Raw genomic sequence first — 19,964 nt, forward strand, 5'->3', positions numbered from 1 at the left:
CCCTCCCCTTGATCCCGGCGATCAGCTCGCCGCCGCCGCGATGTCCGTGGGCTCAATGGTGTCGACCGGCAGCGCGAACTGCTCGACGCGCTGGTATCGCTTCTTGTTGAGCAGGAGCCGCGTCACGTCGGGCCGCGAATAATGCCCGGCGGGATCGGCAGCGTTCTTGGCAACACCGATGGCACCGAGATCGATCTCGGCCATCAGCAGCCCTTCCTGGTCCGGTGCCAGCTTGTCGCCGATCTGGCTGCCGTCGGGGCCGTAGATCGCGGCGAATCCGCCGCCGACATGCAGCAACGCATTCTTGTCGGGCCGGTCGCAGAGCTCATCGATCATGGCCTGCGAAACCGTCGCGCACGGCGCGAGCACGAAGCAGGAGCCTTCCACCGCATAGACGCGCGAGGCGGCATTGTTGACCTCGGCGCCGAGCGCCGGCGCAAAGGGATCGTAGAGCGAGAAGCTCGGCCAGGCCGCGACATGCACCTGCTCGTTCTGGGCGTACATCGCATATTTCGACAGTGGCTGGAGATGCTCCCAGCAGCACAATGCACCGATGCGGCCGATGTCCGACCTTGCGTGCACGGCGAGATCGCTGCCGTCACCCTCGCCATAGACCGTGCGCTCGGCATGGGTCGGCCGCAGCTTGCGGCGCTTTGCGATGGTCTCGCCGTCGGGCCCGATCAGCCATTGCGCGAGATAGAGACTGCCGCCGTCGCGCTCGGACAGGCCGAGCACGGCGGTGAGCTTTGCCTTGCGTACGGCGTCGCGAAGCCGCTCGGCCTGCGGACTGTCATAGGACAGCGAGTTGTCGAAGTAGCGCTGCACAAAGCCGCGGCCGATCGCCCAGGCCGGCGAGTCCATCCAGATATGCCAGGGGTAGCCGGGGATGAAGGCCTCGGGAAAGGCGATCAGCTTGGCGCCCTTCTCGGCCGCGTCCCTGATCAGCGCGATCGACTTGTCGATCGAGGCGTCGAGATCCAGCCAGGCGGGCGCCGCCTGTACCACCGCGACCTTGTATTTCGGATGTTCGATGCCCATTGCCGCCTCCATTGCCGGTTGATCGGAAGCCACGTCCGATGCAGTCTATTTGGCCAAGCCACCCGGCCGGGCGCTCGACCGCGGCGGAACAAAAACTCGACTGGCCGGGATCCCCGACGGGTACGGGATTTGCCTTCGGTCAGGCTGATCTGCGCCGACATGCAGTTTGCGGGATGTGAAAGGGAGGCTGTCCAGATGCCAATCCAGTTCACGACAGACGGCAGCCCCGGCTACCGGCGGCTGGCGCTGTGGCAGGACATCGTCTGCGACGTCTTCGTCGGGCTCGACTGCAAGTCCGACCTCGGCAGCGCCTTTCGCGGCTCGGTCACGCAGGCCCCGCTCGGCAGGGCCGTGTGCTCCGAGGTCTGCTCCGATCGCCAGCACGTGTTCCGGACGCCGTCCCGCATCGCGCGTTCGGATCAGGACTTTGTCCTGGTCGCGCTCGGCAATCGCGGCGACGGAGGCGTGGTACAGGACGGCCGCGAGACCGTGATCCATCCCGGCGAGTTCGCGCTCTACGACACGACGCGTCCCTATGAGCTGAAGTTCAACGACGCCTTCACGCAGACCATCTTCAAGGTGCCCCGCGAAATGCTGCAGCGCCGGCTCGGCGCCACCGAGACGCTCACCGCGATGTCGTTCGGCGCCGATGTGCCGCTCGAACGGCTCGCCTATGATTTCATCTTCAGGCTTTGCCAGAGCGCGGACCGACTTGCCCCGGACAACGCTGCGGCGTTGTCGGAGCAGGCCGTCGATCTGCTCGCGATGGCGCTGAGCGAACGGCTCGGCAAGACATCGCTGCCGTCCTCCACCCATCGCTCCGCCCTGCTCTATCGCCTGAAGGCCCACATCCGCGCTCATTTGGCGGATCCCGACCTCTCGCTGTCGGAGGCCGCGGCTGCACTCGGCATCTCGCCGCGCTATGTGAACGATCTCCTCGCCGACGAGGATACCTCGTTCCAGCGCCATGTGCTTGCCGAGCGTCTCGCCCAATGCCGGCGTGACCTCGCCTCGCCCGTGCTGGCCCATCGCCACGTCAGCGAGATCGCCTTCGCTTGGGGCTTCAACGACCTCTCGCATTTCGGCCGCGTCTTCCGCGAGCATTTCGGAATGTCGCCGCGCGACTTCAGGCAGAGCCAGTTGCGGCACTGACATCCGGCCAGCTATCACTTCGAGCCTTCGCTGCTGACGAAGGCAAGGCTCGTCAATTCCAGATTGCCTTGTCCGGCTGCGCGCATCAGGCTGGCGTCCATGAGGACTCACGCCACCATAAGCGGATCGGAGCTGTTGCTGGGTGTGATCGCGATCAGGCTCGCGGTGCTGGTCCTGGTGGGCTGGGGCCTGACGCTGCTGCCGCGGCAGGCGCGTGACGGCGAAGTCACCTGCTTCCCCTCGCCCGCAACCAGGGTCGAGGTTCGGTCATCGCTGAAGACGCCAGGCGCGCGCGTTGCCGATGCAGCATTCGATGACATGCGCCTGCACGACTAGGCCATTCCCGAGCAAGGCCGGTATGTGAGCGCGTGATAGGACGCGGCCCGCGCTTGCATTACCATCGCACCCCAAGGCCGCATCGATCAACCAGCGGCCAGCCGAGGAGCATATCGATGGAATACCGACGCTTGGGCCGATCCGGCCTCATGGTGCCCGCTTTGAGCCTGGGAACGGGCACCTTCGGCGGCGTCGGCCGCCTTGCTGCGTGGGGTACGACGGACGCGACCGAGGCGCGGCGCCTTCTGGATATCTGCCTCGATGCCGGGGTGTCGATGTTCGACACCGCCAACGTCTATTCGCTCGGCGAATCCGAGCGCGTCCTTGGCGAGGCCATCAAGGGTCGCCGCGACAAGGTTCTGATCTCGACCAAGGCCACCTTCCGCTTCGGCGACGGGCCCAACGACATCGGCTCGTCGCGGCAGCATCTGCTCGCGGCGATCGACGGTTCGCTGAGCCGGCTCGGCACCGATTACATCGACCTGTTCCAGCTTCACGGCTTCGACGCGTTCACCCCGCCTGAAGAGGTGCTTGCGACTCTCGACGTGCTCGTGCGCGCCGGCAAGATCCGCTATGTCGGCGTCTCCAACTTTTCGGGCTGGCACCTGATGAAGTCGCTCTCGGTTGCCGACAAGCATGGCTTCCCGCGCTATGTCGCCAACCAGACCTACTACTCACTGATCGGGCGCGACTACGAATGGGAGCTGATGCCGCTCGGCGTGGACCAGGGGCTCGGCGCTGTGGTCTGGTCACCGCTCGGATGGGGGCGCCTCACCGGAAAAATCCGACGGGGTCAACCGAAGCCCGAGGTCAGTCGCCTGCCCAAGACCGCCGATTTCGGCCCGCCCGTGCCCGATGAGCACGTCTATCGCGTCGTCGAGGCGATCGATGAGGTCGCCAAGGAGACGGGCAAGAGCGTCTCGCAGATCGCGCTGAACTGGCTGCTCCAGCGTCCGACGGTCTCGACGCTGATCATCGGCGCGCGCAACGAGATGCAGCTGCGCGAAAATCTCGGCGCGGTCGGCTGGACGTTGACCAAGGACCAGATCGCAAAGCTCGATGCCGCGAGCAAGGTGACCTTGCCCTATCCGTACTGGCACCAGCGCGGCACCTTCTCCGACCGCAATCCGCCGGCGGTGTAGAGACGGCCAACTGCCCGACCGCTCGGCTCCCTGAGCCCTCGCGAAAGCGGTCCCGACCCTCGTTTTCCTGTGCCGGAAGGCCCGCTTCCGGCACAGGAACCGTCCGGGTCCTGCCGGGTTGCGATCCATCCTGCAATTTCCTAATCCGGGGATGAATCACGGCTCCAATCAGGCGCGCCTCCATCATGTCGTCTGCACCGATCGAGCATGCCGACGGCCTGCCGCAGCCGCAGCGCAACCAGGCGGTGCTGACGATTGCGCTCGGCATCATCATGGCGGTGGTCGACAGCGCCATCGCCAACGTGGCGCTGCCGACGATCGCGGCCGACCTCGATGCGAGCCCGGCCTTCTCGATCTGGATCGTCAATGGCTACCAGCTCGCGATCACGATCTCGCTGCTGCCGCTGGCATCGCTCGGCGAGATTGTCGGATATCGCCGCGTCTATCTGGCCGGGCTCGTACTCTTCACGCTCGCATCCGCGTTCTGCGCGCTGGCCCATACGCTGCCCTTGCTCACGATCGCGCGCATCATCCAGGGTTTTGGCGCGGCCGGCATCATGAGCGTCAACGCGGCACTGGTGCGCTTCACCTACCCGCGCAGCCAGCTCGGTCGCGGCATCGGGATCAACGCGCTCGTCGTCGCCTTCTCGGCCGCGGTCGGCCCGACGCTCGCCGCGGGCATCCTGGCGGTCGGAACCTGGCCTTGGCTGTTCGCCATCAACGTCCCGCTCGGTGCAGCGACGCTGGTGCTCGGCCTGCGCAGCCTGCCGCACACAAAACCCGCCGGCCGTTCCTTCGACTGGCAAAGCGCAGGCCTGTCCGCGATCACCTTCGGCGTCGGCATCGCGGCCGTCGACAGCGTCGGTCATGGCGAGGCCGCGATCACCTGTCTCGTTCAATTCGCCATCGCCATTGTCGCGGGCGCGCTGCTGATCTACCGCGAAACCCACATGACCTCGCCACTGCTGCCAGTCGACCTGTTGCGCATCCCGGTGTTCGCGCTGTCGATAGCGACCTCGATCGCCTCGTTCTGCGGACAGATGCTGGCCTTCGTCGCGATCCCCTTCTACCTCCAGAGCCGCTTCGGCTATTCGGCGGTGCATATGGGGCTCCTGATCACGCCCTGGCCGATCGCGGTGGCGTTCGCGGCCCCGCTCGCCGGCCGCCTGGTCGAGCATTATCCGGCCGGCCTGCTCGGCGGCATCGGGCTCACGCTGTTTGCCTGCGGCCTCGGCGCACTCGCCTTCCTGCCAGCAAGCCCGACACCACTCGACGTGATCTGGCGGATGGCGCTGGCGGGGGCCGGCTTCGGCCTGTTCCAGACCCCCAACAACCGCACCATGATCGCGGCCGCCCCGCGCGAGCGCGCCGGCGGCGCCAGCGGTATGCTGGGCACGGCGCGCCTGCTCGGCCAGACCACCGGCGCAGCGCTGGTGGCGCTGCTGCTCGGCCGCTATCCGACCGAGGGAACCAGGATCGCGCTCCTTGTCGGCGTCGGATTTGCGCTGTGCGGTGCAGTGCTGAGCATGCTGCGGCTGTCCCCCGCGGGCGCGCGCGGCGCCGAGCACGTCCGGGTGCAGGACGACCAGCGCCTGCGCGGCGAATAGCTCACGTCCAGGTTCGGCTGTTCTCGCGCGCAACTTGTGCGTGGCTTAACTATCTGGACCAATGACGTATTGCCCTCCCGCTATGGTTGCGCTTCATTGACGCGGGGAATAAGGGGCATTTCATGCGTTCATTTGGAATTGTGGCGCTCAGCGTCATGCTGGGCGGCTGCGCGTCTGTCACGCGGGGCACGACCGAAAACATCAGCATCTCATCGACACCGTCGGGCGTGGAAGCCGTCGTCAGCGGAATGGAAGTTCCGACCACCTGCACGACGCCGTGCTCGGTGGTGGTCAAGCGGAACGCCGACATCTCGATCACCTTCCAGAAGGAAGGCTATGAACCGCAGATCGTGCCGCTCAGCCGAGACATACCGACCTCCGGGGCCGCAGGCTTCGCGGGAAATCTTTTGCTCGGCGGTGTCGTCGGCATGGGCGTCGATGCTGCCACCGGCGCGGCAACCGATCACAAGCCGAATCCTGTCATCGTGACCATGCAGCCGTCAGCTCCTGCCCGCGCACGGCCGCCCGCGCCGAAGAAGCCGCGGCCGCCGGCGGCACCTGCACCCGACACCGGCACCTAGCGCCTCGCAACGGCCACGCCAACAAAAAGGCCGGCTTTTCAGCCGGCCTTTTCAATTCATATCGCTCGCAATCAAGCCTTGACCAGCGGGCCCTTCGAGGTCGGCCCCTTCGAGCCGCCGGAGCCGCCACCGCCCGGCTTGGACTTGCCCGGCGGACGCTTGCGGGCGCCGGGCAGCTTCTCCTGCTTCGGCGTGATCGGACCGTCGAGGAACTCGAACCCGATCTTGTCCTTGGTCTCGTCGGCCTCGTCCTTGACCAGAACGACGCGAACGTGGCCGCCACCCTTGAGCTTGCCGAACAGCACCTCGTCGGCCAGCGGCTTCTTGATGTGCTCCTGGATGACGCGGGCCATGGGCCGTGCGCCCATCTGCTCGTCGTAGCCATGCTGGACCAGCCAGGTCTTGGCGGGCTCGGACAGTTCGATGGTGACGTCGCGATCGCCGAGCTGAGCCTCGAGCTGCAGCACGAACTTCTCCACGACCGTACCGATCACTTCGACGCTGAGATGGCCGAACGAGACGATGGCATCGAGACGGTTGCGGAATTCCGGCGCGAACTGCCGGTTGATCGCCTCGTGGTCGTCGCCTTCCCGCTTCGAGCGGGTGAAGCCGAACGCCTGCTTGGCGAGATCCGAAGCACCTGCGTTCGTGGTCATGATCAGGATCACGTTGCGGAAGTTGACCTGCTTGCCGTTATGGTCGGTGAGCCGGCCGTGATCCATGATCTGGAGCAGCACGTTGTAGAGGTCGGGGTGCGCCTTCTCGATTTCGTCGAGCAGAACCACGCAATGCGGATGCTGGTCGACGCCGTCAGTGAGCAGACCGCCCTGGTCGAAGCCGACATAGCCGGGAGGCGCGCCGATCAGGCGCGACACGGTGTGCCGCTCCATGTATTCGGACATGTCGAAGCGCAACAGCTCGACGCCGAGCGACGCCGCGAGCTGCTTTGCGACCTCGGTCTTGCCGACGCCGGTCGGACCCGAGAACAGATAGCAGCCGATCGGCTTCTCCGGCTCGCGCAGGCCGGCACGCGCCAGCTTGATCGAAGCGGCGAGCGACTCGATCGCCTTGTCCTGGCCGAACACGGTGCGCTTCAGGGTCTGCTCGAGATGCTTGAGCACCTCGGCATCGTCCTTTGACACGCTCTTCGGCGGGATCCGCGCCATCGACGCGATCGTGGTCTCGATCTCCTTGATGCCGATGGTCTTCTTGCGCTTGTTCTCGGCGACCAGCATCTGCGCCGCACCTGACTCGTCGATCACGTCGATCGCCTTGTCGGGCAGCTTGCGGTCGTGGATGTAGCGCGAGGAGAGCTGCACCGCGGCCTCGATCGCCTCATTGGTATATTTCAGCCGATGGTAGTCCTCGAAGTAAGGCTTGAGACCCTTGAGGATCGCGATCGCGTCTTCGACCGTCGGCTCGTTGATGTCGATCTTCTGGAAGCGCCGCACCAGCGCGCGGTCCTTCTCGAAGTGCTGGCGGTATTCCTTGTAGGTGGTCGAGCCCATGCAGCGGATCGTGCCCGAAGCAAGCGCCGGCTTGAGCAGGTTCGACGCATCCATCGCCCCGCCCGACGTCGCGCCCGCACCGATCACGGTGTGGATCTCGTCGATGAACAGGATGGCGTTGGGATGCGCTTCGAGCTCCTTCAGCACCTGCTTCAGGCGCTCCTCGAAGTCGCCGCGATAGCGGGTACCCGCGAGCAGCGTGCCCATGTCGAGCGAGAACACGGTCGCAGCCGCAAGAACCTCCGGCACCTCGCTGTCGACGATGCGCTTGGCCAGGCCCTCCGCGATCGCGGTCTTGCCAACGCCGGCCTCGCCCACGAACAGCGGGTTGTTCTTCTGCCGGCGGCACAGCACCTGGATTGCCCGGTTGATCTCGGAATTGCGTCCGATCACCGGATCGATCTTTCCGTCGCGCGCCTTCTTGTTGAGGTTGACGCAATAGGTCTCAAGCGCTTCGCCCTTCTTCTTGGCGTCCTCGGTACCCTTTGCCTCGGTCTCCTCGTCGACGCCGCGCACCGGCCGCGCCTCGGAGACGCCCGGGCGCTTGGCGATGCCGTGGCTGATGTAGTTGACGGCGTCATAGCGCGTCATGTCCTGCTCCTGCAGGAAGTACGCGGCATGGCTCTCGCGCTCAGCGAAGATCGCGATCAGCACGTTGGCGCCGGTCACCTCTTCGCGGCCGGACGACTGCACGTGGATCACCGCGCGCTGGATCACGCGCTGGAAACCGGCGGTCGGCTTGGCGTCGTCGGCGCCATCCGTCACCAGATTCTCGAATTCGGTCTCAAGATAATTGACGAGGCTCGTGCGGAGCTTGTCGAGATCGACGCTACAGGCGCGCATGACGGCGGCTGCATCGGAGTCGTCGATCAGGGAGAGCAAGAGATGCTCAAGCGTCGCGTATTGGTGATGACGCTCGTTTGCGATCGCCAGCGCACGATGCAGGGATTGTTCAAGGCTTTGGGAAAAAGTCGGCATTCGCGTCCTCTATGGCCCCCACCATCATGATCGCCATCGCCCGGTCAGGCAACAACAACCTTTGTCACATATAGTTATACAAGACCGCGGCGAAAGACCGGTTCCGCGACTCAAATGGGCATTACGCGCCCACGGCATGCTCGATGCAAAACCCGTTCCGATTTGGGCAGAACTACCCAGTTGGGCAGGATTGACGCCGCTGATTTTCGCGGGATCACGCAGCAGGATGTGCTGCCGTCACAGACCGCACGAACAGAACCGATCTAAATAACTCTGGATTTAAGCGCGCCGTTATTTCTTTTCCATCACGCATTGCAGCGGATGCTGGTGCTTGCGGGCGAAGTCCATCACCTGCGTCACCTTGGTCTCGGCGATCTCGTAGGTGAATACGCCGCACTCGCCGATGCCGTGATGATGGACATGCAGCATGATCTTGGTCGCGGCCTCGATGTCCTTCTGGAAGAACTTCTCCAGCACATGGACGACGAATTCCATCGGCGTGTAGTCGTCGTTCAGGATCAGCACACGATACAGGTTCGGCCGCTTAGTCTTCGGCTTGACCTTGGTGATGACAGACGTATTCGGCCCGGTCGGTCCGCCCGAACGGTTCTCGTCATTGCTCATACGAGGAGCGTGGGCAGCGGCTTGCGCGGACAGGTCTAGTCTGAAAGTCAGGTGCGGCATGGCTCAGGCGTTCAAATTCCCCACAGAAGCGAGTGACGGTCAGCCGCGCGGCCCCGCCCTTCGGAGCTTTGCACGGGCGCGCCGCCTTGTTGGATCACCGCTTCCAACCGGTCCGGTCAAGCCCGGCTCGATTGTAGGGAATATGGGCCCGCCCCCGGCTCGCCGCAAGCGTGCAACGGTCTGGCCAAAATGGTCGAGGCAGTCCCGATTCCCGGTCCGGCGATCCAGACCAAGGTTAGTCAATCCGGACCGATTTGACAAAAGTTTCGGCCCACACCGTTTAGAACATCTTGACCAGGAACCCGGCCGTTAAGCGGCAGCGGCGGGAATCCCTCCGGTTTTCTACGGTCCCATCGAGCTGCCGTTCAACCGCGTGGCGCCTGGTGCGCATGCGCGTCGCCATGCGGCTCGACAACGCCGGCTCGATGGCCCAGGACGGCAAGATGCCGCCGATGCAGACGGCCGCGAAGAACCTGGTCGATCAGATCAGTGGCCTCGCACTCCTCGCCGGCGGTCTCGATGCGCAGAATCGCTGGTGGTACAGCGATGCCTCGCAGATCGGCACGCGGCGGAAGAAGCTGCGCGACGACGCCGAGGCGGCGAGCATTGCGCGAGCGGCATCGACACGTTCTGTCCGGTGATGTCGGCGAGTCAGACCGTGTGGGGTTGACGTCGGTACGTCGCTGTCGAAGCTGCGCGTGGCGCGCTGAACCGGATCTCTGTCGCGACAACAAAAAAGCCCGGCTGAACCAGCCGGGCTTTTCGATTCCAGGAGTTCCAGAGGACGTTAGTTGGCAGCCGGGGTGAACTTCGAAACGATGGTCTCGACCGGCTTGAACGCCTGCTTGGCGAGGTCGCTGTAAAGGCCGGCGATCTTCTGCGATTCCGCAACGAAGGTCTCGTAGCTGGAACGGGCGAAGTCGGTCTGCGCTTCCACGGCCTTGTCCAGCGACTTCACGCCGGACAGCTTCTCGACGAAGGACTTGGTGTCTTCGAACGACTTCTTGGTGTAGTCGCCATACGCGCTGGCGATCGCCTGGAGGCCATGCTGCATCGAGGTCGCGGAAGCAACGCACTGCTCGAACTGCTCTTTCCCGTAGCTCTGAAAGTCTTCAACCTTGAACATTTCGGAATCCTTTTCCCTGGCTCTGGTCCGGAAGCCCCGGCTCCCTGACTCCGCCTAAAAATAGTGCAACGCACAAAAATGTCAACAATATTGTGCGACGCACAAAACTAGATGCAAGTCGCTGAGATTCCCGGGGTTTCCCGCAAGGGTTCCTTAAGCTTTTAGAAACCGCGGACCCCTACCCTGATTCCCTGGACGTGTTCAGCTTCCGCAAACGGTCTAAAGCCGTTTGAGAACATCACCTTAGCCAGAACAGCGGCTCAGGCCCAACGTTTCCCGCAGTGAACACCAGCGGAGGGACAGCCTGAGCAGGTAATGATCCCGGGTCGAGTGGGCACAATTTCGCCTCACCGGCCGGTGATCAAGTCAGAAACGGGGACGGGGTTTCATGCTTCGTAAAAACTTGTCTTCCTCGCGCTTGGCGCGGGTTGGCGTTTTCGGGCTTCTTACGGTCACCGCCGTAGTCATCTTCACCGATGCTGCCGAGGCACGGCGTCACCGGCGCCATTACGCGCAGCACCGGGTGCAGCGCGATGTGTCCGAGAGCTCCAGCCCGAAATTCGCATCGATCATCGTCGACGGCAATTCTGGCTCCGTGCTCCAGGCAACGAGCCCCGACGGAATCCGCCACCCCGCCTCGCTCACCAAGATCATGACGCTCTACCTGCTGTTCGAGCGCCTGGAGTCCGGCAGGATGAAGCTCGACACCGAGATGCCGGTGTCGCAGCACGCCGCCGATCAGGATCCGACCAAGCTGAACCTGCGTGCCGGCCAGACCATCCGCGTCGAGGACGCGATCAAGGGTCTCGTCACCCGCTCCGCCAATGACGCAGCCGTGGTGATCGCCGAAGCGATCGCCGGCGACGAGGACGACTTCGCCACGATGATGACGCGCAAGGCGCGCTCGCTCGGCATGTCCAAGACGGTCTACCGCAACGCCAACGGCCTTCCCAACGACGAGCAGGTCACGACCGCGCGCGACCAGGCCACGCTCGGCCGCGCCATCCAGGAGCGCTTCCCGCGCTACTACCGTTATTTCGCGACCTCGACGTTCAATTGGCGCGGACAGTCGATCCGCAACCACAACCACCTGCTCGGCAGCGTCGAGGGCGTGGACGGCATCAAGACCGGCTACACCCGCGCCTCCGGCTTCAACCTCGTGACCTCGATGCGCCGTGGCAACCGCCACCTGATCGGCGTGGTGCTCGGCGGCCGCAGCGGCGGCTCGCGCGACGCCATCATGCGCAACCTGCTCGCGGAGAACCTCGAGAAGGGCGCGACCACTCGCACCGTCGTCGCCGTCACCGAGCGCAACGGCGCAGACGCCAATACCGATGTCGCCGATGCATCGGAGGCCCCGGCCCGTCCCGCTCCGCAGGTCCAGCAGGCTGCGGCCGCCCCTGCCCCCGAAACAGCCCCGCAGCGCCTCGCCTCGCGCCTTTCAGCGCTGGCGGCTGCGACCGCCGCGATGCCGCCGGCTCAAGCCAGGCCGGACACCAGCAAGCCCGAGGTTAGGCCGACCGAATCCAGGATAGAGCCCGCGCCGCTCACCAATGGCGTGATCTCGAGCCAGCCGCTCTCCATCATCCCCGGCTCGTCCGAGCCGATGAAGCCGGTCCGGGTGAAGACTGTTCAGGTCAAGGCCGGCACCGTGAAGGTCGCCTCCGCCGCCCCGGCTCAGGTCACACCGCAGGTCACCAGCACGATTGCGGCCCGCTCCGACGTCGCGGAGACCTCCGGCGCCGTCGTCGCCCGCGCCGATCTCATCAACAAGCCCGAGATGGCGAGCCAACCGGAAGCGCCGAAGGCCGAGTTCGCCCGCACCGAGATGCCCCGTCAGCCGGCGGGCTTCGGTACCGGCAATGGCATCCTCGGTGTGCTGCCGGCCACAACGGCCGCCGCGCCCACTCCGGCTGCCGCGAAGCTCGCTTCGGCCGATCCTGTGCCTCAGCCGATCCAGATGAGCGCCACCACCAAGCCGGTCGTCACCCATAGCGGCTGGATCGTCCAGGTCGGCGCACTCGAGAGCGAGAACGAAGCCCAGCAGCGCATCGACGCCGCGCGCAGCTCGGCCCGCGGCCTGCTCAGCAAGGCCGACCCGTTCACGGAGCCGGTCCTCGCCAAGGACAATCGCAAGCTTTACCGGGCCCGTTTCGCCGGGCTCGAGCGGGACCAGGCCGAAGCCGTCTGCCGCGCCCTGAAGCGCGCCGACATCTCCTGCATCACCGTCCGCAACTGATGTATCGTACCGCCCCAATCAAAATGCCCGCGCCTTGCGCGGGCATTTTTGTTTGGGGGATGCGGCGATGCCCGTTCCGCGACAACCTCTCGTCAAGGATTTACGGTTAAAACTTTACTCAAGGGATCGACCACGCCGACAAAGGCGGGCATCGGGGCGACGGCAGACAGAGCAAGCGGAGCTTACGCGGTACGGGCGTTTGTAGCGTAGTGCCGGAGTTAGCCGTTATGCGTGCGAAGCAGAGTATCCTTGGCCTCGTTCACACGGGCAGCGAGATACGTCGAGCCCCCCTGGTCGGGATGGAGTTTCTTCATCAGGGACTTGTGCGCCCGGCTGATGTCGTCGCGCCCCGCGCCCGGTTGCAGGCCAAGGATCTGATAGGCTTCCTCCGCCGTCATTTTGCCGCTCGGCGCCGTGCGGCGCTGCCGCCCTGCCGCATCGCCCTGCGCGTTCTGACGCCAAGCGGGAAACCTGCGGTCCAGATAGCTTTCAAGTAGGGCCACGCTCTCGGCGTCGAACGCCGGAGCCATCGCCAGCAGGCCAGCGAGATCGAACTCGTCGAGATTGCGCCCGGCGTGAGGGCCGGCGACGATCTGGCCCGCGAGCTGACCCGAATCGTGGTCGAGCCGCATGTCCAGGAATTGCGAGCGTACGCGCGAGGCCTGTCCGGCCGGGCGCGTTGCGCCACCGCCGAACAGCCCGCCGATATTGCCGAAGCCGGCATTCGCCAGCGGCGTCCAGCCCAGGAGCCCGGCGCCGAAAATCCCGAGCGGGATCGCCACCGCCAGCTCGCCCCGCAGGCCAGTGAACGCTGCAACCGCGAGCGCCACCACGCCGCCACCGAACTTGATGGTGCGCGCCAGCACCGCCGGATTGGCGGAGCGGAACATCTGGAGCAGCAGATAAAGCGTGATAACGGCGACGGCGCCGGCGATCAGGGTCATGGCCGGAATATAGTCGCCCTCACGGCAAAATGCATGGCGTCCGTCTTCGACGCGGACCGCTACTTCATCTGCCCGATCAGCTTGGCCGCACCGCTCGCACTCTTGGCGAGTTTCAACAGCGCCTCGCGGCCGCCGGCGGCATAAGCCGCGGCCGCGCGCAGCAGCTCGCGGAGCTGCGCCGCTGCGCCGGGATCGAACCGGCACCAGGCCCCGCCGGTCAGCCGCGCGATCTCGCGAAAGGCCTGCTCGGCCACCGGGTCGGCGCCTTCCTGAAACACGAACACGGGCACCTTGAGCATGCCGAGCTCGCCGGCCTTCGCACAGAGCTCGTCGACCTTCTCCTCCATGGCATCGCCGACGAAGACGACCGCACGCACGCCGGAAGCGACCGCCTCGCGCCGCACGTCGCTCAGCACCTTGCCGATCTGGGTGTCGCCGCCGCGACAGTCGATCTTGCTCATCAGCGTCGCGAGCTTGGCGCTGTCGGAGATCCAGCCTGTGGCGCGACACTCGTTCAAGCCGCGATAGTAGACGAGCCGGATGTCGAGGCTGCCGATCGCTGCGACCTCGCGGAACATGTCCGCCTGGAGCGCGCAGGCCATGTCCCAAGTCGGCTGCCGGCTCATCGTCGCATCGAGCGCGAAAATCAGCCGCCCCTTCGCGCCGGGGGCATGCGGCGACAGCGCACGCGCCTCGGCGACGAACGCGGCGATGTCCTCCGCGGTGCTGGCTTGAGGCAGCGTGCCGCCGGTTTGGCTCGATACGGCATCATGGCCACGCGGTTTGACGGGTTCGCCGGGCATCCCTGCTCGCTTCTTGCGTGAGCGGCTAATGTGGATAGCGCCTGCGGCCCGGTCAATGTGCAAAGCCTCCGCGGGCGGATGCCGGCGGAGGCTTTGCAGGTCGTGCAGACGATCGGAGCAGCGTCGGTGTCAGCCTGTGTCGGCGTCAGCTCTTGGCAGGCGCCATCAGAGCGACCGGACCGGGCTCCAGGATATTGGGCGGGGCCGAGCGCGTATCGACCGGCGCCACGCCGCTGTCGGTATCGGTCAGGAACTTGTCGAGCATGCCCTGGATCGAGTTCTTGGCCGCATCCGGACCGGTGTCGCGCATGTCGTTGTGCTGGAATTCGGTCTTCACGACCTGGATGCCGGCCTTCTCGCATTCCTCGTCGGTCGGAATGACACCCGCGTCGGTCTTGAACTGCGGATCCTGCGAACGGAACGACAGGATCTTGAACTTGCCGGCAGTGACGAAGGGCACGCGCAGATTGTCGAGCGTGACGACCTTCTTGACCTCATCCGGATACTGCTTGGCGAAATACATCGTGATGTCGCCACCCATGGAGTGGCCGACCATCGTCACCCTGTCGTAATCGGCGTTGGGCTGAACCTTCTTCATCTCCTGCATGGCGAGATGGATGTTGGCAACGCCGCGCAGGATCTGAGGCAGCCGGCCGACATAGAGCTCACCGGGCTTGGTCACCATGGGAGGATCCGTCGGCAAATCATGCTGCGGGCTCACGACCATGTAGCCGCGCGCCGCGAAGATGTTGGCGAGGAAGCCGTACTCGGTATTCTTGACGGTGTTGCCGTGATTGATCACGGCAACCGGCAGCGTGATCATGCCGGCATTGGCCTGCATTTCCTTGTCGCGGCGAACCGCGATATCGACAGGCACGGGACGGTTGTCGCGCGAGGCGTCGTAGAAGGTGATGGTCTCGTGCTTGATCGCCCACTTGCTCGCCGTGAAATAGGCGACGCCGCAGAGGGCACTGACCGAAACCAGAACGGCAATTCCACGCTTCATTTTCGTCCTCAGCCTCAGGCTCTTGCGGCCTGAATCCCTGTTGAAAATCGTGTTCTTCCGGAGCTCTTCGGCCCCTGGTCGCCTATTCCCTAATATATGTCACAGCCGCGTGACAGGAAGGCTAAATATTGTGATCCGTCAGCCCTTTCATTGTGCGGCGCACACGTTTCTTGGGCATCCCGTTCTCAGGCGGCTACGTCAGGTGCAGGCCACCATCCGGCGCAACCGGTCTCGATTTGGTTCTATTTCACGGTAAACACAGGGTGAAACGGCTAAGTCCACCCTCGATTCCGTCGAGAGCCGGCAGCTTCAATCGGCTGGAAGTAGCGATATACCGCTGCCTCAGGCGCCGAGGATGTCGTGGACCTCGAGCGGCTTGTCGACCTGGCTGAACCACTCGGCGCGATTTGCCGCACGGCGGCGTCCGCGTTCGTCGAGCGGCAGCTTGAGCTGGCGGAGCAGGCCCGTCACCTCTTCCCGCGCGGTGAGATGGCCAAGGTTGGGCCGCATGCCGAGCGTGGCCTCGTCGATCTCGTCGAGCGCGGTCAGGCCGCGCGGAAAAAATTCGCGGTAGACGACGCGCTCGGCGAAGCCGTCGACGTAGCGGAAGCCGAGCCGTAGCGACAAATCCTTGAGGCCCTCGGCGACGAGCTGCTTGTTGCGGGAGCCGAGCATCGACAGGCGGTTGCGCACGACGATCCAATCGGTGCTGGAGCCGTCAAGCTGGCGGCGCTTGCGCCTGACATCCCGCACCATCTCGGCATAGTGGCTCTCGCCCGTCACTGCGTAGTTGGCGGGATCGACGGTGCCGAGCACGTCGAAATCGAGGAAGCTGTCGTTGATCGGCGTGACCAGCGTGTCGGCCATCGAGTGCGCCAGGCGCATCAGATAGCTGTCGGTGCCGGGCGTATCGATGACGATGAAGTCGAAATTGCTCTCGACCGCCGAGACCGCCTCCATGAACTGCAGGAACTCGGAATTCTCGTTCTCGGCGATCTGCATGGTCTCGCCGAGCTTGATGCAGCGATGCACCGGCAGCTCGAGGCCGAGCCCGGTGCGGCGCGCCCAGGCGGAACGGTTGCCGATGTAGCGGGTAAAGCTCTGCTGACGGCAGTCGAGGTCGATAGTGGCGACGCGCTGGCCGGCCTTCAGCAGCGCGACAGCGATGTGCAGGGCGGTGGTCGACTTGCCGGAGCCGCCTTTTTCGTTGCCGAGCACGACGACATGCGCCGAGCCGGATTGGCCTTGGCTAGCCTGCACAAGCATAGCGATCCTCAACACCCCTGATGAATATCTTCGAGTTGGCCGCGTCTGCGGTCAAGTGAAATGCGTGACAGTAAATGCAAATCGCAGCGCGCCGTTGTTCGACATGAATCACGGCGCCATCTCTCGCCTGCGATTCAGCCATGTCGCGACATCGTTCGCGGCCTCGCGCGGGATGCTGTGCCGCATCCGAATGCATGGCGTCCACGATCGGCGCTTGTTAAGGTTAGCCGGCCGGGCGCCGGGACGCGCCCGCTTCCCATTCCCAACCCTGTCGAGTCCTGATGTCACGAAGCCCCTTGATCGCCCGCACGGTCCCCGCCTTGCGACGCGCCGTCGAAAATCTTCGCAAGCGAAAGGCCACGATCGCGCTGGTCCCGACCATGGGGGCCCTCCATGACGGGCATGTGTCGCTGGTGCGCCTCGCCAAGCGGCGCGCGAGTCGCGTCGTGGTGTCGATCTTCGTCAACCCGACCCAGTTCGCCCCGACCGAGGACTTTGGTGCCTATCCGCGCACCTGGAAGTCCGATCTCGCCAAGCTCGCCGCCGAGGACGTCGACATCGTCTGGCACCCCGGCGCCGAGGCGATGTATCCGGAAGGCTTTGCCACCCGCATCGTGCCGGAGGGGCCGGCGCTGGCCGGCCTCGAGGACCGCTTCAGGCCGCACTTCTTCGGCGGCGTCGCCACCGTTGTCGGCAAGTTGTTCACGCAGTGCCGGCCGGATGTCGCGATCTTCGGCGAGAAGGACTTTCAGCAGTTGCGGGTGGTGACGCAGATGGCGCGCGACCTCGACCTCGGCGTCAAGGTGACCGGCTCCCGCACCGTGCGCGAGCGCGACGGGCTCGCGATGTCTTCGCGCAACGTCTATCTCTCGCCGGAGGAGCGGCAGACCGCGACCACGCTGTACCGCGCCATGAAGGACAGCGCCGGGCGCATTCGCGCCGGCGAAGCGATCGCATCCGCGATGGCGCGCGGCGCCGGGATGATCACGGCGGCCGGCTTTGCGCTCGACTATTTCGAGGCGCGCCATGCCGAGACGCTCGCGCCGGTCACCTCGCGCAAGGACGGCCCGCTGCGGATACTGGTGGCGGCCAAGCTTGGTAAGACCCGGCTGATCGACAATATCGCGGTGTAACCCGCCAGGGTCGATCTTGCGCGTTGCCTCGCCCGGATGGATGATCGGGGCGAGCAAACGAGCCGACCGGCAGGGGCATGTCATTCATCCGCACGATGATCGTGAACGGCGTGCTGGCGCTTGTCGCCGCGACTGCCGCCGAGGCACAACAGCGCCCGCCGATCGGCCTGTACGGGTCTCCGCCGGATGCGATGATCTTCTACGTCGCCCATGGCGCCGCCGGGGCCTGCGGACCGGGCTGCTCCGACTGGATCGCCGCCGAGGGCACGGTGCAATGGGACAGCTACAAGCGGCTGATCGCGATTCTCGATCGCCAGGCCGGACACAAGCTGCCGCTCGTCATCCATAGCTGGGGCGGCTCCAACCTCAATGTTGCGGTCAGCATCGGCCGCATCCTGCGCGACCGCGGCCTGGATGCCACCGCCGGCGCGACCGAGGTCGAGGCCTGCGCCGGCAAGCCGGAGGCGGATTGTTTTGCGCTGAAGCGCCCGGGCGGACCGCTCGATGCCAAGGTGTCCTTGCCGGATCCGGCGTGCGATTTCGCGTGCGTCCTCATGCTCGCCGGCGGGGTGCATCGCAGCCTCCCGCAAGGTGCGACGGTGGTGCTGGCCGGCCGCTCCATCCGCAATCGCCGCGCGCCCAACGTCGCGCCCGAACAGCGCGAGAGCCTGACGGCGATCTTTGGCGAGCAGTATCGCAAGTACCTGCACGAGATGGGCGTCGAGCCCGAACTGGTCGACATCATCGACGCCATCGGCGAAGGCGGACGTCCGGTCGTGATGCCGCCGTCCGACTGGGCCCGGCTGCACATCGTCACGTCGCCATGAGCGGCCGCGTCAGAGCAGTCCGAGATCGCGCAGCTCGCGCCGCATCGGCTCTGGCATCGCCGCGATCGAGCCGGCGGCCGACTTGCCGAGATCGGGCGGCACGGAATCGTCGCTGAGGTAGCGCCAGCCCTGGAACGGCCGCATCGGCCGCGGCGATACCGAGATCACCTTCGGCTGCATCACGATCCGGCAACGGCCGATGCCGTCCTTGTCGCGGAACGGCTCGATGCCGATGATCTTTTCACGCGCGGCGATCTCGCCCTTGATCACCCAGTAGAGCGATCCGCCCGCGAGGATCTCGGCGTCGCGCTTGGGCACCATGCGGGTGATGTGGATGTGATGTTGCGGCAGACCCTTCTTCTTGGCGGTCTGCATCCGTTCGGCGACCCACCCCTTCAATTCCTTGACGGAGTCGCAGCCGACGGCGAGCTTGATCAGATGGAGCGGCATGCCCCAGCATTAGCCGGGCAGCCACGCATTTGGAATGCCGAACTATTCGTTATCCGCAGCCGCAGGAGCCGGGGCCGGGGCCGGCGGGGCGAGCGGAACCGGTGCTGCGGCCGGCGCACGCGCGGCCTTCGGTGCCGGCGGCTTCTTCGCAGCCGGCGCCGCTGGAGCAGCGGCCTGCGCCGAGGTCGGAGCGGGCGCGCGCGGCGCCGAGGCTGCGCCTCCGGCAGGCGCAGCCTGTCGCACCGCCGCCGTGGGCGGCTCCGGATTCATGATGCTCACCGGCGGCGTCGATGACGCGCTCGGGAACTCCGCATTGGTCGGCCTGCCCGTCGGCATCGATGGCGGCATCCCGGCAAGCGCCGCGGTGGCCGGCAGCGCCGGCGCCGTTGCGGGCGCGTTCCAGCCCGGCGAATAGCGTGCGACCAGCGTGTCGTAGAGATGGGAATCCATGTTGGCGGCGACCCGCTGCTGATCGGTCAGGGAGCGGAAGGCGGGGCAGTCGAACTGCGTGCAGCCGTCGCGCGCGACCAGCACCTGCGCGACGAGGCCGTAGCGGTCGCGCTCCAGCGCCTTGCGCAGCACCTTCATGTCCAGCGTCAGGCTCTTCTCGGCGGTCGCGGCATCGCCGAGCGCGGTGAGCCGGTCGATCCGCGCGGCGGTGTAGGAGACGGCCGCAGCCGCCGCGTCAGGCGAGCCGAACAGCGCCTTCTCGCAACCAATCGCCACGGCATTGCCGGCGAGATCGTCGAGACAGGACAGCGCCGGCAAGCTGGCGACGACCGCGCTCTGCGCGCGGGCCTCGCTTGGGGCCGCCTCCTCCGCGGGACCATAGACGCGCACGGTGGCAGCTACCGCGATGGCAATCGAAAGCAGCGTGATGACCGTCAGCGCGCCGTTGGCAACCGACCTTTCGGCGCGCAACAGCGTGATCAGGAGAATCAGTCCCAGGAAGCCGGCAGCTACAAGGATCATCCACATCGGAAAGGCCTGCGAACGCCACATTTGGTCGAACGAAGTGGCCCATGCCCAATTCATGCGCGAAGCCCCCTCACGCGAGCAAAGAGCGAATGGTCAAACGAACCCCCGCGAGTCGGCAACTCCCACCGGCGCACCATGTCGAGGCGAAGGGGGCCTTTTGACGGCG

19 protein-coding genes are annotated in these 19,964 nt (G+C 65.5%); 9 read left to right on the top strand and 10 right to left on the bottom strand.

Going from position 1 to position 19,964, the window contains the following annotated elements; genetic code table 11:
- Window positions 1-21 precede the first annotated feature (21 nt).
- A complete protein-coding gene (locus tag AB7008_RS29800) occupies window positions 22-1,038 on the bottom strand; it encodes a carbon-nitrogen hydrolase family protein (RefSeq protein WP_028155012.1) in 1,017 nt (338 codons plus the stop codon).
- A 195-nt stretch (window positions 1,039-1,233) separates the two neighbouring features.
- On the opposite strand from AB7008_RS29800, the gene AB7008_RS29805 reads away from it, so the two are divergent.
- The 5 genes from AB7008_RS29805 to AB7008_RS29825 all read left to right on the top strand — a co-directional run bounded on the left by AB7008_RS29805 (window position 1,234) and on the right by AB7008_RS29825 (window position 5,856).
- The gene (locus AB7008_RS29805; RefSeq protein WP_041959640.1) at window positions 1,234-2,190 is read left to right on the top strand and encodes a helix-turn-helix domain-containing protein; all 957 of its coding nucleotides are present in this window, start codon (window positions 1,234-1,236) and stop codon (window positions 2,188-2,190) included.
- Between the two features lie 99 nt (window positions 2,191-2,289).
- Window positions 2,290-2,526, top strand: a complete 237-nt coding sequence (locus AB7008_RS29810; RefSeq protein WP_041959454.1) for a hypothetical protein — start codon at window positions 2,290-2,292, stop codon at window positions 2,524-2,526.
- Between the two features lie 116 nt (window positions 2,527-2,642).
- Window positions 2,643-3,668 carry an aldo/keto reductase gene (locus tag AB7008_RS29815; RefSeq protein WP_304490171.1) on the top strand — a complete coding sequence of 342 codons (1,026 nt, stop codon included), beginning with the start codon at window positions 2,643-2,645 and terminating at the stop codon, window positions 3,666-3,668.
- A gap of 185 nt (window positions 3,669-3,853) precedes the next feature.
- Window positions 3,854-5,275: an MFS transporter gene (locus AB7008_RS29820; RefSeq protein ID WP_441259961.1), complete on the top strand. Its 1,422-nt coding sequence runs from the start codon at window positions 3,854-3,856 to the stop codon at window positions 5,273-5,275.
- A gap of 122 nt (window positions 5,276-5,397) precedes the next feature.
- A complete protein-coding gene (locus AB7008_RS29825; RefSeq protein ID WP_092193127.1) occupies window positions 5,398-5,856 on the top strand; it encodes a PEGA domain-containing protein in 459 nt (152 codons plus the stop codon).
- A 71-nt stretch (window positions 5,857-5,927) separates the two neighbouring features.
- Here the strand turns inward: AB7008_RS29825 and clpA are convergent, their stop codons facing one another.
- The gene (gene clpA / locus AB7008_RS29830; protein ID WP_014494656.1) at window positions 5,928-8,342 is read right to left on the bottom strand and encodes an ATP-dependent Clp protease ATP-binding subunit ClpA; all 2,415 of its coding nucleotides are present in this window, start codon (window positions 8,340-8,342) and stop codon (window positions 5,928-5,930) included.
- Window positions 8,343-8,633: 291 nt separating this feature from the next.
- Window positions 8,634-8,966 carry an ATP-dependent Clp protease adapter ClpS gene (clpS, locus tag AB7008_RS29835; protein ID WP_014494655.1) on the bottom strand — a complete coding sequence of 111 codons (333 nt, stop codon included), beginning with the start codon at window positions 8,964-8,966 and terminating at the stop codon, window positions 8,634-8,636.
- Between the two features lie 449 nt (window positions 8,967-9,415).
- Between clpS and AB7008_RS29840 the strand changes: the two genes are divergently transcribed.
- Window positions 9,416-9,667, top strand: a complete 252-nt coding sequence (locus AB7008_RS29840) for a hypothetical protein (RefSeq protein WP_244464208.1) — start codon at window positions 9,416-9,418, stop codon at window positions 9,665-9,667.
- Between the two features lie 146 nt (window positions 9,668-9,813).
- On the opposite strand, the gene AB7008_RS29845 is transcribed toward AB7008_RS29840, so the two are convergent.
- Window positions 9,814-10,152 (bottom strand): phasin family protein, encoded by a 339-nt coding sequence (locus AB7008_RS29845; protein ID WP_014494653.1) that lies wholly within the window; start codon window positions 10,150-10,152, stop codon window positions 9,814-9,816.
- Between the two features lie 388 nt (window positions 10,153-10,540).
- On the opposite strand from AB7008_RS29845, the gene AB7008_RS29850 reads away from it, so the two are divergent.
- A complete protein-coding gene (locus AB7008_RS29850; RefSeq protein ID WP_441259962.1) occupies window positions 10,541-12,391 on the top strand; it encodes a serine hydrolase in 1,851 nt (616 codons plus the stop codon).
- Window positions 12,392-12,609: 218 nt separating this feature from the next.
- On the opposite strand, the gene AB7008_RS29855 is transcribed toward AB7008_RS29850, so the two are convergent.
- The 4 genes from AB7008_RS29855 to AB7008_RS29870 form a co-directional block, all read right to left on the bottom strand.
- Window positions 12,610-13,335: a DnaJ domain-containing protein gene (locus tag AB7008_RS29855; RefSeq protein ID WP_028155005.1), complete on the bottom strand. Its 726-nt coding sequence runs from the start codon at window positions 13,333-13,335 to the stop codon at window positions 12,610-12,612.
- A gap of 59 nt (window positions 13,336-13,394) precedes the next feature.
- A complete protein-coding gene (locus AB7008_RS29860; protein ID WP_441259963.1) occupies window positions 13,395-14,138 on the bottom strand; it encodes a VWA domain-containing protein in 744 nt (247 codons plus the stop codon).
- Between the two features lie 145 nt (window positions 14,139-14,283).
- Complete coding sequence (locus tag AB7008_RS29865; protein ID WP_014494649.1) at window positions 14,284-15,144, bottom strand: alpha/beta fold hydrolase; 861 nt, start codon at window positions 15,142-15,144, stop codon at window positions 14,284-14,286.
- Between the two features lie 342 nt (window positions 15,145-15,486).
- Window positions 15,487-16,410: a division plane positioning ATPase MipZ gene (locus tag AB7008_RS29870; protein ID WP_014494648.1), complete on the bottom strand. Its 924-nt coding sequence runs from the start codon at window positions 16,408-16,410 to the stop codon at window positions 15,487-15,489.
- 281 nt (window positions 16,411-16,691) lie between these two features.
- Between AB7008_RS29870 and panC the strand changes: the two genes are divergently transcribed.
- Complete coding sequence (gene panC, locus AB7008_RS29875) at window positions 16,692-17,543, top strand: pantoate--beta-alanine ligase (protein WP_441259964.1); 852 nt, start codon at window positions 16,692-16,694, stop codon at window positions 17,541-17,543.
- A gap of 77 nt (window positions 17,544-17,620) precedes the next feature.
- Window positions 17,621-18,370: a hypothetical protein gene (locus tag AB7008_RS29880; RefSeq protein WP_441259965.1), complete on the top strand. Its 750-nt coding sequence runs from the start codon at window positions 17,621-17,623 to the stop codon at window positions 18,368-18,370.
- 9 nt (window positions 18,371-18,379) lie between these two features.
- On the opposite strand, the gene AB7008_RS29885 is transcribed toward AB7008_RS29880, so the two are convergent.
- Window positions 18,380-18,820, bottom strand: a complete 441-nt coding sequence (locus tag AB7008_RS29885; protein ID WP_028155001.1) for a DUF1489 family protein — start codon at window positions 18,818-18,820, stop codon at window positions 18,380-18,382.
- Window positions 18,821-18,862: 42 nt separating this feature from the next.
- A complete protein-coding gene (locus tag AB7008_RS29890; protein ID WP_304490177.1) occupies window positions 18,863-19,855 on the bottom strand; it encodes a hypothetical protein in 993 nt (330 codons plus the stop codon).
- Window positions 19,856-19,964: the final 109 nt, after the last annotated feature.

This window comes from Bradyrhizobium sp. 521_C7_N1_3, assembly GCF_052075975.1.
GTDB classification, from domain to species: domain Bacteria; phylum Pseudomonadota; class Alphaproteobacteria; order Rhizobiales; family Xanthobacteraceae; genus Bradyrhizobium; species Bradyrhizobium japonicum.